14 protein-coding genes, 1 tRNA gene and 1 pseudogene are annotated in these 12,346 nt (G+C 48.4%); 6 read left to right on the top strand and 10 right to left on the bottom strand.

The genetic code is table 11. From position 1 onward, the window contains the following. Positions 1–36 precede the first annotated feature (36 nt). From H6G89_RS01075 to H6G89_RS01060, 4 genes are all read right to left on the bottom strand, one after another. On the bottom strand, positions 37–1,134 hold the full coding sequence (locus H6G89_RS01075; protein WP_190503298.1) for an ABC transporter substrate-binding protein: 1,098 nt from the start codon (positions 1,132–1,134) through the stop codon (positions 37–39). A 425-nt stretch (positions 1,135–1,559) separates the two neighbouring features. Continuing rightward, positions 1,560–2,534, bottom strand: coding sequence for a glutathione synthase (gene gshB, locus H6G89_RS01070; protein WP_190503296.1), 975 nt, complete (start codon positions 2,532–2,534; stop codon positions 1,560–1,562). Positions 2,535–2,569: 35 nt separating this feature from the next. Beyond that, a complete protein-coding gene (gene grxC, locus H6G89_RS01065; protein ID WP_190503295.1) occupies positions 2,570–2,830 on the bottom strand; it encodes a glutaredoxin 3 in 261 nt (86 codons plus the stop codon). A 147-nt stretch (positions 2,831–2,977) separates the two neighbouring features. After that, positions 2,978–3,673, bottom strand: coding sequence for a 2,3-bisphosphoglycerate-dependent phosphoglycerate mutase (locus H6G89_RS01060; RefSeq protein ID WP_190503293.1), 696 nt, complete (start codon positions 3,671–3,673; stop codon positions 2,978–2,980). Positions 3,674–4,005: 332 nt separating this feature from the next. Between H6G89_RS01060 and H6G89_RS01055 the strand changes: the two genes are divergently transcribed. The 3 genes from H6G89_RS01055 (at position 4,006) to H6G89_RS01045 (ending at position 6,434) form a co-directional block, all read left to right on the top strand. Next, complete coding sequence (locus H6G89_RS01055) at positions 4,006–4,458, top strand: PPC domain-containing protein (RefSeq protein ID WP_190503291.1); 453 nt, start codon at positions 4,006–4,008, stop codon at positions 4,456–4,458. 260 nt (positions 4,459–4,718) lie between these two features. Further along, positions 4,719–4,791, top strand: a tRNA-Phe gene (locus tag H6G89_RS01050). A gap of 104 nt (positions 4,792–4,895) precedes the next feature. Next, on the top strand, positions 4,896–6,434 hold the full coding sequence (locus H6G89_RS01045) for a SagB/ThcOx family dehydrogenase (RefSeq protein ID WP_190503288.1): 1,539 nt from the start codon (positions 4,896–4,898) through the stop codon (positions 6,432–6,434). 151 nt (positions 6,435–6,585) lie between these two features. Here H6G89_RS01045 and gmk read toward each other — a convergent pair whose 3' ends face one another. The 3 genes and pseudogenes from gmk to H6G89_RS36320 form a co-directional block, all read right to left on the bottom strand. Next, complete coding sequence (gmk, locus tag H6G89_RS01040; protein ID WP_190503286.1) at positions 6,586–7,152, bottom strand: guanylate kinase; 567 nt, start codon at positions 7,150–7,152, stop codon at positions 6,586–6,588. A gap of 309 nt (positions 7,153–7,461) precedes the next feature. Continuing rightward, positions 7,462–7,722 (bottom strand): extracellular matrix/biofilm regulator RemA, encoded by a 261-nt coding sequence (gene remA / locus H6G89_RS01035; protein ID WP_190503826.1) that lies wholly within the window; start codon positions 7,720–7,722, stop codon positions 7,462–7,464. A 186-nt stretch (positions 7,723–7,908) separates the two neighbouring features. Next, a pseudogene (locus H6G89_RS36320) lies at positions 7,909–8,070 on the bottom strand (extracellular matrix/biofilm biosynthesis regulator RemA family protein); the annotation flags it as partial. A gap of 120 nt (positions 8,071–8,190) precedes the next feature. On the opposite strand from H6G89_RS36320, the gene H6G89_RS01025 reads away from it, so the two are divergent. Further along, entirely contained in the window at positions 8,191–9,930 is a 1,740-nt protein-coding gene (locus H6G89_RS01025) for an Rqc2 family fibronectin-binding protein (RefSeq protein WP_190503284.1), read from the top strand. Positions 9,931–9,993: 63 nt separating this feature from the next. Next, complete coding sequence (locus tag H6G89_RS01020; RefSeq protein WP_190503282.1) at positions 9,994–10,623, top strand: LysE family translocator; 630 nt, start codon at positions 9,994–9,996, stop codon at positions 10,621–10,623. Positions 10,624–10,634: 11 nt separating this feature from the next. Here the strand turns inward: H6G89_RS01020 and H6G89_RS01015 are convergent, their stop codons facing one another. After that, positions 10,635–11,276: a Uma2 family endonuclease gene (locus H6G89_RS01015; RefSeq protein WP_190503280.1), complete on the bottom strand. Its 642-nt coding sequence runs from the start codon at positions 11,274–11,276 to the stop codon at positions 10,635–10,637. A 93-nt stretch (positions 11,277–11,369) separates the two neighbouring features. Here H6G89_RS01015 and H6G89_RS01010 point away from each other — a divergent pair, with 93 nt between their 5' ends. Next, positions 11,370–11,540 carry a hypothetical protein gene (locus H6G89_RS01010; RefSeq protein ID WP_190503279.1) on the top strand — a complete coding sequence of 57 codons (171 nt, stop codon included), beginning with the start codon at positions 11,370–11,372 and terminating at the stop codon, positions 11,538–11,540. 50 nt (positions 11,541–11,590) lie between these two features. Here H6G89_RS01010 and psaJ read toward each other — a convergent pair whose 3' ends face one another. Continuing rightward, positions 11,591–11,719 (bottom strand): photosystem I reaction center subunit IX, encoded by a 129-nt coding sequence (gene psaJ, locus H6G89_RS01005; RefSeq protein ID WP_190503277.1) that lies wholly within the window; start codon positions 11,717–11,719, stop codon positions 11,591–11,593. A 52-nt stretch (positions 11,720–11,771) separates the two neighbouring features. Next, positions 11,772–12,245 carry a Photosystem I reaction center subunit III gene (locus H6G89_RS01000; RefSeq protein WP_190503275.1) on the bottom strand — a complete coding sequence of 158 codons (474 nt, stop codon included), beginning with the start codon at positions 12,243–12,245 and terminating at the stop codon, positions 11,772–11,774. Positions 12,246–12,346 lie beyond the last annotated feature (101 nt).

The raw sequence follows: 12,346 nt of genomic DNA, 5'->3' as shown, positions 1-12,346 counted from the left end.
GCAATTCATTCAACGTTAGCTACCTTCAGAATACCCTTATGCTTTGTAAGCATCTACGCCTTTATTGACGAATTGCAGGGTATACGCCTGAGTGTAGTCAGTCTCTTTTTTGAACACGCCTTCCGCCGCCATGGTGTCAAAGAAGGACTTCCATCGCTCGTCGGTCATTGCCCCGATTCCTAATTCCAGTGCTTCACCCGATTCTGCAATGCCGTATTCCTTCATTTTCTCGATACCGTAAGCAATTTGCTCGTCGGTCATTTCTGGGTTGGCCTGTTTAATCAACGCATTGGCTGGTGCCGGATCACCATGGAGATAGCTATACCAGCCTTTGATCGACGCATCAACAAATCGCTGTACCAGATCGGGGTTCGTTTCAATCAGTTCGCGCTTGCACTCGATCGTTGTGGAGTAAGGGTTATAGCCAAAGTCTGCTAACAGAAAAACGACTGGGTCAAACCCACCTTCTTTGCGAATTGCCAGGGGCTCAGAGCTGAGATAACCTTGTTGTGCTGCCATTTTGTCAGCCAAAAAGGGACCCGGGTTGAAGTTATACGGACGTTTTTGAGCGTCTGTAAAGCCATATTTTGCTCGCAAGAAGGGCCAGTAGGTAACGTTTGCCGCTTGCGAAATGAAGATGGGTCTTTCCTTCAAGTCTTCCAAAGAGTCTGCTGTGTCAGGGTGAGCCATGAGAATCTGCGGGTCTTTTTGGAAGATGGCTGCAACGGTGACCTTGGGGATGCCTTCCTCAATGGATTTGATGGCATCGGAGGCATAGCCCATAAAAAAGTCGATCGCCCCACCCATGAGAAGTTGTGTCCCGTTGACTTGAGGACCGCCCATCTGAATGGTGACATCTAAGCCGTATTCTTCGTAAATACCTGTGGCAACCGCCTGGTAAAAGCCGCCATGTTCTGCCTGAGCGTACCAATTCGTGCCGTAGGTGATTTTAGTCAGTTCTCCAGTAGGAGACGGGCTTGCCGCAGAGCTTTCAGCCGCTGGGGACTGTTCTGCTGCTGGCTGATTTGCTGTGCAGGCAGTGGCAATCCCGGTGCCTAGAGCGATCGCCCCATATTGCAAAAACTTACGACGATTGATCCAAGAAATTCCTCGTGAATTATGTCGGTAACTCATCCAATACTCTCCTTTGATCTCCTGCTTGTCAGATTCTTATCAGAACCAAATCGTCGAAACCTTAGTCGAACCCTTAAAAGTTAAAATTACCCAAAATAACGCACCCACAAACTCAAAATTGAAACTCACGTTGAATTATCTGGAGTTGAACAGGCTATGCATTCGGCTACAAGAGTCAGTCGCAAGTTGAAATGCCTGACCTGCTTTTAGACGCTACTAAAACCCCATTTTTGGAATTGTATTTTTAGATACGAGGAAAAGAACGAAAAAAGAAGATTGAAGAGAGAAAAATGAATCCAGAAAAACTGAAACATAAGGAAATGGAAATAGAGATATGAAGCATTAACTGCTAAGCACCGACTGCTTTGCGGTTAAGCCACTTCGCCCCTTTTCTTTCGCCAATTTCCTTTTTCTCTCTTCATCTTTCATTTTTCTTGTGCTCTTGTTTTCTCAATCCACTGTACGACCTGCTGCCCCAGGCGCACACCACTAAGGCGATCGATTTCACGGATTCCGGTGGGGCTTGTGACGTTGACCTCGGTCAGGTAGCCGCCAATGATATCGATGCCGACAAAGATCAAGCCATCGCGTTTGAGAGTGGGGGCAAGTTGAGTGCAAATCTGGCGATCGCGTTCAGTAATCTCTACCTCAGCTACCCGTCCGCCAACTGCCATGTTGCCGCGAAACTCCTTTCCAGTTGGAATGCGATTCACGGCTCCGATGGGTTCTCCATCCAATAAGATCACCCGTTTATCGCCATCTTTAGCCGCAGGCAGGTAAGCCTGCACCATGATGGGATAGCGATGCTGTTGGGTGCTGATTTCAATGAGCGAATTGAAGTTGCGATCGCTCGGCTCCAAATACAAAATGCCCTCTCCTGCTTTACCACCTAGAGGTTTAAGGACTGCCGCTCCATGTTGTTCGACAAACTCGCGGATGACCTGTTTATCCTGCGTGACGATGGTTTCTGGAATTGCTCCCGTAAATTGCAGCGCATACATTTTTTCGTTGGCAGCACGCAACCCCGCAGGCGAGTTGATTACCAGAGTTTTGTTGGGGTTGACGTAATCGAGGATGTAGGTGGCGTAGAGGTAGGGAATGGTGACAGGTGGGTCAGTCCGCATGAAGACCGCATCCATCTCCTCTAGTGGCATCAACAGGCGATCGCCCACTGTATACCAGGTTGGCTCTGCGACCCAGCGACCCTCAACCAGTTGCACTGGCTTCAATTGCACAAGTTGCAACACTGCCCATGCCTTGCCTGCGATCACACTCAACTGATGGGCTTCTGTAATCCAAATCTCGTGTCCTAGTTCCTGTGCGGCTTCCATCATCGCCACACTGGTATCGTGCCCCGGATCAAGCTTGTGAATCGGGTCAATAATGAAGGCAAATTTCACAGACTACCTCAGAGAGTTGAATAGGACGAGAGGCATTAAGCCTGTAGTAGCGGATCTAGCTTTCCTTGCGCATCTAGTAAATGCAAATCGTCACACCCGCCAATGTGTTGATCGTCAATGAAGATCTGAGGGAGCGATCGCCGTCCATGTGCCCGTTCTGACATCTTGGCACGCGCCACCTCATCCCCATCAATACAATACTCTGTGAACTCGACCCCTTTTTGGTTTAGCAATGCTTTTGCTCGAATGCAAAAGGGACAGCGGCTCCAGGTGTAAATCTCAACGTTTGCGCTCATAAGCCAACCCAAAGTTTAATATTTCTTAATTTTACTATTAGTCACTCGTCATTGGTCGTTGACCCTGGTCGTCAGGCATCTCAACCATTTCAACGGATGACTAATGACCCGTGATGACTAACCCTTACCACCACAACTCCTCATCCCTCACGTCAAGATTGTTTTATCGGTCACGTTTCCTTGAGGATCGATCTCGTAGACAATTGGTACACCTGTTGCCAGTTCTAGATTGACGACCTGATCAGGAGTCAGTTGATCGAGATGCATGATGACGGCTCGGAGGGAATTGCCATGAGCAGCAACCAGCACGCTTTCTCCTGCCATCAAATGGGTCAGGATGCGATCGCGAAAGAAGGGAACAGTTCGCGCCACGGTGTCTTCCAGACTCTCACCTCCCGGTGGGCGAGTTGAGTACGATCGCCGCCACTGATGCACCTTTTCAGCCCCAACTTTCAAGGCCATTTCTTCTTTGTTAAAGCCTTGCAACTGGCCATAGTTGCGCTCATCTAACGCCTGCACTGGAAAGATTGGGATCTCCTGGCTGTGGTCGCCGTCATAGAGATCCCATCCATGCCAGTCAGGATCATCGGCATCATGCTTAAACACAGGGCTTTTGCCGCTCAGCACCCCACCTCCCTCAGTGAGACAAATGGCAGCGGTTTCCATCGCCCGCATCAATAGACTGGTAAAAGCCACTTTGACGGGGTAAACACTGATTTTTTGAGCAGCGGCGATCGCCTGTTCTCGCCCAACATGGTTTAGAGGAACATCGACCCATCCTGTGAAACGATTGGAAGCGTTCCAGGTGCTTTGACCGTGACGAACTAGAATGAGCGTTGCCATATGAAATTCACAAAATGAGTCGAGAAAAAATAATACTGATTTCGTCAATCTTGCGATGTAGAGAGTAAGTCTGCAAGAAATGTAGCTCTCACAATTTGCTCATCTCACACTTATTTAGGAGGTGATTTAGAAATGCTACAGCGGGACAGCACGATCGCCGTTTAGGCGGAAACAGAGGGGTTTTAGGTTCGTCCTAGCCTTACTCTAACCCTGCTAACCAGGGCGATATAAGTTGATAGGAACGTTACGTTTTTCAAGGTTAATCTACTCCTTAAAAAAAATACGTCATAATTGACGAGTTCTACTTCTACTTGGCGAGATATATCACATTCATGCGTAAATCCCTAATCGCTAGACTCAGCCTTCCTCTACTTGCCCCAGCGACTGCTTTAACCATTGGCATGACTAGCTTTGGAGCTGACGTACAGGCTCAAATGTATAACCCCGTTCGGTTGCCTTCGAGTAATGAAATTACCGACACCCTAACGGATAAAGATATTCCTACTGGATTTGGAGGATTTGCTCGCGACTATATCGTCAGTTTCCAGGAAGGCGACCAGGTCGTTATGGATCTTACCTCAGACCAGTTTGACACCATCATCACCCTCATTGCTCCTGATGGCTCAACTGTCGGTGAAAACGATGATGGTCCAGATGGCACGACAAACTCATTACTATTCGCTCGTATCACCACTGCTGGAAACTACATCGTGCGGGTTAGACCCTATGGTGGGCAAGGCACAGGCAGTTTTACGCTGAAAGTGACCCGCTTGCGTCCCGCTTAAGAGGTTTAGGGAAGGAGGGCATTGTGTTACAGCTAATAGACAAAGCGTTGAGGCTAGACGATGCAATGCCCTTGTAACCCTCTTAATCCTTCGTACTGGTGAGTTTGATTAACAATCTCCACAAGTTTTTAAATCAGTATCGAAAAATAGCTTGCCAAGGGTACGTAAGTTTGTTAGCTTAATTAAGCACCGAATTTCTTGCGGCTGATAGCGCGACTCCAGTAGCAGTCATTTACCAGTTCAGGAAAATCGATTCCCTCGCCGGGATAGCTCAGTCGGTAGAGCAGAGGACTGAAAATCCTCGTGTCGGCGGTTCAAGTCCGCCTCCTGGCATGTTTGCCCCTTCTATATAAGAATTAGGAACTTGTAAGTTTACGCTTGCTTCTTTCAAATGGGATGTCAAGATCAAGATAAGAAGCAGCCTGTTTTGAGATGCTATGCCTGAACTTCAAAGTTCCATTGCTTACCACTACCACGAGCGCACTAAGTACGATCCGGAGACGCTCGCAGGAAAAGCATACGCGCCAGATTGGAATAATCCACCGGTGCCATTTAAGGAATACAAACTGGGGATTCCCTTTGACCTGAAGCCTTATATGACAGGCAGTGCTGATATTTCAGGGGTAGAGGGGCAATATTGGAGGCGTTTATCTCGCTTTTTATTTTGTAGCTACGGGCTGACTCTGAGAATGATGACTCTGAGCGGAGAGCCAATCTATTTGAGGTCGGCTCCATCGGCGGGTGGGCTTTATCCGGCTGAAATTTATTTAATCTCTCGTGGCACTCCTCTACTCCCTGCTGGGTTGTATCACTATCAACCGCAAACTCACTCATTACTTTATTTTTGGGAAAGTGAAGTGTGGGAGAGTTTGCAAAATGCTTGCTTTTGGAATTCCACCCTGGATAACACGCAAATTGCAGTGGTTGTGACAGCCATTTTCTTTCGTTCAGCATGGCGGTATCAAGATCGGGCTTATCGCCGAATTTTTCTAGACTCTGGGCATTTGTTAGGGAATATTGAACTGGCAGCAGCAATCAACGACTATCGACCTCACTTAATTGGTGGGTTTGCTGATGAAGCAGTGAATGAGTTGCTGTATTTGGATTCTGAGCAGGAGGGGGCGATCGCCGTGATTCCCCTTGCTGATCGCCTGCAAATCCGAGAGAACCTGCCGCTAGCAGCAACGGCTCTGCCCTCAGCGACTCAAACAACCTACCCCCGGATTGCCGATGGAGAACTGCTGCTCTATTTGCATCAAGCCACTCAAATTCCCAAAAATCGGTCTTTCTCTAAACAGGATTTGCTTAAGTTAGCCCCACCGGATGAGCAATTGGTTGAGGATAAATACAATTTCCCGTTTTGTTTGAAGGTGCCGACGAGCAGTAAGGCGATTCGGTGGGGAGACGATCTGACCGACCTGGAGAAAACGATTCTCAAGCGGCGATCGACTCGTGCTTACACTGGAGATAACTTGACGCTGGATGAACTCCGGTTCTTACTCGACTTTACCTATCATCCCCATCATTACGTTGATCAGGGACTAGATCCTACCCCTGACTACTTTGACCTTAATCTGATTCAAACGTTTATTGCGATTTCGGGAGTTGAGGGGTTGGAGGAAGGTTGTTATTACTACGCGCCTAAAGCTCAAGAGCTAAGACAAATTCGCTTTAAAAACTTTCGGCGAGAGTTACATCGCCTCTGCCTGGGGCAAAATTTGGGACGCGATGCCGGAGCAGTTGTGTTTCATACGGCTGACTTGAAATTGGCAGTTGAGCAGTATGGCGATCGCGTCTACCGCTATCTCCATATGGATGCTGGGCATTTGGGGCAACGGTTAAACCTGGCAGCGATTCACCTGGAATTGGGAGTCAGTGGCATTGGGGGCTTCTTCGATGACCAGGTCAACGAAGTGTTGGGCATTCCGGCTGATGAAGCGGTGCTGTATATCACGACGTTGGGAAGACCGGGATAAGTCAGAAAGGATAAATGATGAAGGCTAAAGGATAAAACCAGAGAAAATTATGAAGGTTAAAGGATAGAGGCTAAAACTTGGAACGTAATCAACCTTAGAGCTATTTATCCTTAATCTTCTATCCTTTAGCCCTTATCTTTTAATCTTCTCCCTACGCAACTCCTGCGGTTGCAAACAATGCCATCTCGATTTGCTCTAGAGCTTTGTCGAGATCGTCGTTGACGATTTGAATGTCAAATTCATCAGCGGCAGCAATTTCAGCTTTAGCATGATTGAGCCGACGGGCGATCGCTTCTTCAGAATCCTGTCCTCGCCCCCGCAGGCGAAACTCTAACTCGGTCAAGGAGGGAGGCAGGATGAAGATCTGGAATGCTTCTGGAAAGTTTTGCCGGATTTGGCGTGCCCCTTGTAGTTCGATCTCCAAAACGACCCATTCGCCTTTGCGAATATGCTGTTCAACGGCTTGACGGGGAGTGCCATAGCAGTTGCCTGCAAACTCTGCCCACTCTAGCAACTCTCCCTGAGCGACCATGCGTTCAAAGTCTTCTCGACTGGTGAAGTAGTAGTGTTTGCCGTTGATTTCACCCGGGCGGGGCGATCGTGTGGTGACGGAGACTGAGAAATATAGCTCAGGATGACGACGTAGAAGCGATCGCATCAATGTGCCTTTTCCAACTCCGCTAGGTCCAGTTAATACAATCAGCCTACCGAGTCCCATGCGCCTCCACTGGTTTGTTTTCAGAAATAGGTACTCTATTGTACAAACGGATGACAAAGAAAGGGGATATTCACCAAGAGAGAGTGGATCAGTTAAGGAATGGTTAGCTTGGCTAAGGAACGCGAATTGAATAAGTTCAATATTCGGCAGGGGCGGGTTTTGTCATCAAACCCATTGCAGGGCATAGATAGGTCTGCTAAACCCGCCCGTACAGTTTGCGGATTTAGTAAATCACAGTCCTAAGCCATCAAACGCGAGGTAGAGAGTGAATCACCCCATCCGCTCATCTACCCATCTCCCTTGCCTCTCTTACTCTTCTGCTGTCTCTCGACTGGACATAAAGCGATTAGCGACGGTTTCGGGTTGAATGGCGGAGAGAATGACATGCCCTGAGTCTGTGATAATGACGGCTCTGGTACGACGACCATAGGTCGCATCAACTAGCTGGGCGCGATCGCGAGCATCACTGATAATTCGTTTAATCGGCGCAGATTCTGGGCTAACGATGGCAATGACTCGGTTAGCAGAGACAATGTTGCCAAAACCAATATTGATCAGCTTGATGTCCATAACGGTAAGTAGCCCATGCAAATTGGGAGAGGGTGAATGGCTATGCTGGCTGAAAACAAAACGTTGGGCAACCGTTTCGGGTTGAATCGCTGATAAGATAATTTGCGCTACTTGGCTATCGGCAGTTGATGTGAAGGGTTGAGCATGTCTCCCTCCTGACCAAAACTGCCGGATACTATGGATGATGATCACTGCTCGTGCCAGACGACCCTCCGTAGCGTCTTTGACTATGCCCTGATGTTGAGCGTGAGCAATCATGGACTGAGCAGATTCTGGACTGAGCACCGCAACCACCTCATCGGCAGGTAAGGTGTTACCAAAGCCGAAGTCGATTCGCTGAAAGCCCATGATAAGGTGAGAGCTAAGGAGAGCATTAGAAATGAATTAGCTTTAATAGTATCTGCAAAAATTTTGCTCAACAAGATTTATCCCCTACGGGAATTTGACTAAATCGTTAAGGTTTTTACCGTGCAGCCCGTTGATTTCACGACTCTCACAGCGATTTGTGTTGAACTGCGGGCAAATTGGTTGCCTGCCCGATTAGAACAGGTTTATCAACGCGATCGCTTTACCATTGCCCTGAGTTTACGCACGTTGAACCAGCGAGGATGGTTGACCCTGTGCTGGCATCCTCAAGCCGCACGAATTTGTATCAGCGATCCCCCCCCTCGCACACCGGATACGTTTACCTTTAGTCAGCAACTCCGCCATCAGCTAAACGGACTGGCACTAACCGCGATTGAGGCGATCGCCCCTTGGGAACGTGCATTGGATTTGCAGTTTGCTCGGCGTCCCGGTGATCCGCCCCTGTGGCACCTCTACGTCGAGGTAATGAACAAATACAGCAATGTCATTCTGACGACAGCAGATCAGACGATCGTCACAGCCGCTCATCAGGTGAGCAGTCAACAGTCGAGCGTACGCCCGATTCAAACGGGGCAACCCTATGAGTTTCCGCCAAGGCTCACCGATCCTGCGCCATCGTTGAGTGAAACGCAGGAACACTGGCAAGAACGGGTGAGCTTGATTCCTGGCAGTCTCAAACGCAATCTGGTGAAAAATTATCGCGGACTGAGTACTGTTCTTGTGACTTCAATGGTGCAAGCCGCAGATCTTGATCCAGAGCGATCGACCGATAGCCTCACCGATGCCGAGTGGCAACGCCTGTTTAGTCGCTGGCAGGAGTGGCTAACAGCCCTGGAACAGGAGAAGTTTAATCCTGGTTGGTTGTCACACGGCTACACCGTTATGGGATGGGGAGCAACTACCTCTGCTGAATCTGTTCAAGATCTGATCAACCGCTACTACAGTGATCAACTTAATCAGCAAGACTTTACACAACTGCGACATCAGATCAGTCAACGTTTAGCAAATCTGCTCAAGAAGCTGTATCTCAAGGCAAAAGATTTTCAGACACGGTTGCAACAATCAGATGAGGCAGACCAATATCGGGCTCAAGCTGATTTGCTAATGGCACATTTGCACGAGTGGCAACCTGGAATGAAAGCCATTCCGCTAAAAGATTTTGAAACCGAACAGCCCGTCACCATTCCGCTTGACCCTGAAAAAAATGCGGTACAAAACGCTCAGGCGTTATATAAGCGACATCAAAAGTTGAAGCGATCGCGCCTTGCTCTGGAGCCTTTGTTAGCCGAAGTGCAGACTGAGATTGATTACCTGGAACAGGTGGAAGTGGCGATCGCTCAACTCAACACTTATCAAACCTCAAACGATTTAGCCTCTCTAGAAGAAATTCGCGACGAACTGATTCAGCAGCAGTATTTGGTTGATCCTGAAGGGCGAAACCGTAACAGCAACACCAGTGAAACCGAGTTTCGACGATATCAAACTCCCAGTGGGTTTGAAGTGCTAGTGGGACGCAACAACCGTCAAAACGACCAACTCACATTTCGTCTTGCAGGCGATTATGATCTCTGGTTTCATGCCCAAGAGATTCCCGGTAGCCATGTGCTGCTGCGCCTGTCTGCCGGAGCCGCTCCTGATGAAGCTGATTTGCAATTCACAGCAGATTTGGCAGCTTACTACAGTCGTGCCCAGCAGAGCGATCAGGTGCCTGTCATCTACACGGAACCAAAACACGTTTACAAACCCAAAGGAGCCAAACCAGGGATCGCCATTTATAAACAGGAACAGGTAATTTGGGGGCAACCTCAACGACTTGCAGCCATTCTTCCCACCCTCCAGTAGGACTTGGAAAGCGTTCCAAACATGCTAGGCTGCTATCCTGAGTTGCTGCATGGGAGGGGAGTAATGACATTTTTCGCAGGTTGGCTGACGGTGTTCCTGATTAGTGTAGTAGTAGTCATCACGCCAGGTCCTGACTTTGCGCTGACCCTGCGTAACAGCTTGGCATTTTCTCGTCGTGCAGGAGTCTACACCGCGATCGGGCTGGGGTTTGGCAATCTAGTTCATGCAACCTATTCGATTCTGGGGATTGCAGCGATTATTTCTCGCTCAATTTTATTCTTCAACCTGTTGAAATGGGTTGGAGCCGCATACCTGATCTATCTCGGCATTAAGTCCCTGCGGACAAAAAAAGCAGGTTCTGCGTCACAGATCGTTCAACGAAGGAAGGACATTAGTCGATGGGCAGCCTTTCGCATCGGTTTCCTCGGGAACGTCCTCAATCCTAAAGCCCCTCCATTTTTCTTCATGTTGTTCACTCAAATCATTCAGCCAACAACACCGATCGCCGCCCAAGTTGTTTATGGCTCAACCGTTGCCGTTGTTGCTCTCGTTTGGTTTGTTTTGGTTGCAGTGCTAATTTCGCAACGAGCTGTAAGAGAGCGCATCTTGTCTTTTTCGCATTGGTTGGAGCGATTAATGGGTGCTTTTTTGGTTGGTTTGGGATTGCGGTTAGCTGTTGCTGAACCGGGCTAAGCTGAACCGAGCTAATCAGGCTCACCTGCTAATTGCCGACGCAACTCTCGAATCGCAATTCCAGTTCCTTGCTGAGATGCCACTTGAAAGACCTGATTAATCAGCGTTGAAAGGTTTGTTTCTGGAAAGTAGCGACTCAAGGATTGCTGTTGATAGCTTGCTTCTTGAAGGCTGTAAATCTTGAGTTCACCGTCTTTAAATAGCCACACCTCTGGGACATTGTACGGCGCGTAATCTTCAGCAGCAGTATAGGTGGTGACGTCAATTTCGATCGCCAGATCGGGAGGCGGGTCAACCTGCCAATCGATGCGGTCTCTTCCAACGACGGCTTGCCAGTTGTCGATGTAAAAACAGTAGTCTGGCTCAATCCCTCTCTCTTCTGGGATATCCATCGTGATCGGGGTGAACGCCTCGTAATTGCGGGCTTTACTGTCTAGAAGCGTTTCGACAATTCTGGCAAGTAAATGTGCTTCACATCCATGACGAGGAAGGGGACTCATCAGGAGAACTTCACCATTGCGGTATTTGATGCGAGGAATAGAGCCATCCCCCCGGCTATCGCGTAGGATGCAGTAGTCATTCCAAGTTGCGGGCATCCTGACTAACGTTCCGGGTGGCAGTTCAGTTTTGTCGCGAGAAATCACAGCGTACATGAGCAAACCTACGGTGAATCCTATGCATTAACCCTAGCTCAGATATGGATGTAGAGGCATTTCGAGCACCATCCCTATCTACGAAATATAGCTTTGGCGAGAAAGCTTAAGGCAACGGCAATGGCTCAAACCCTGATGCTGGGAAAGCTTCCTGACTCGCCTCCGACCCATCGAGTGGGGCTACGGCTATATCTCTGTCACAGACTAATTCTCAACTCCAAAACAATAGGGGCAACCCCTGAAGGCAAATTAGGTTTAACCTAACTCTGCGCTCATGGTTTGCCCCTCAAGCAAAACCCAATGTCGATTCCACTCTAAGGAAGAGGATGGAACAATAAATCGGGGAAAAAGCGATTGAACTCAATTAAAATTCCAGCGGTAACAAACAGCAATGCTGTTGCCAATACTGGAGCGGTGGAAAGGTATTTCAAGAAATCTTGCATGGTTATGCTCCAAAAAAAGATAGAGGAGATGAAGAATCAATCAGGCTTTAAACTAGCGAGGTGAAACTGGAATCTCCTCGTCTTTTGCTGTCAGATCACCAGTGGTGAATTCTTTGAGGGCAGCAAGAGGCCACAAAAAGCCAGACAGCATCAACGAAACCGCCCGTGGAACATCGATAATGATTTCACTCATTTCGGGTTCTTTGTCATTTTTGACCGAGCGGATGTAGGAACGACCAACCCAACCAATCCAACCTGCAATGAAGAGGAACAGAATGCTAGGAATGATAAATTCACCAGCATGGTTGAGGCTGCCATCCACGATTAGGTGGGGCAATCCTTCGGGTCCACATTGCAGAGCAGAGTAATTTTCAAATCGCAGTTTTGCCTGTTCAGTACGAGCTTTGGCAGCACGTTGCTGGAAAGCTGGAGATTCACTGCAAGGGGTCAGCAAGTCAGCCGAAGCTGGGGGAGCGAAACCAACCCACAGGAAGAGAACTAGCACTAGAGCAAACAATCGACGCATGAAATTGTTTCCCTTTATTACAAAAAGCGAAGAGTTTTGTACAAAGTATTAAGTTATTTGTACAAACAGAATTTGAACTTCAGAGCAATCATACTCCTCAA

This window comes from Oscillatoria sp. FACHB-1407 (assembly GCF_014697545.1).
Classification (GTDB): Bacteria; Cyanobacteriota; Cyanobacteriia; order Elainellales; family Elainellaceae; genus FACHB-1407.
This window is presented reverse-complemented; position numbering and strand designations above follow the sequence as displayed.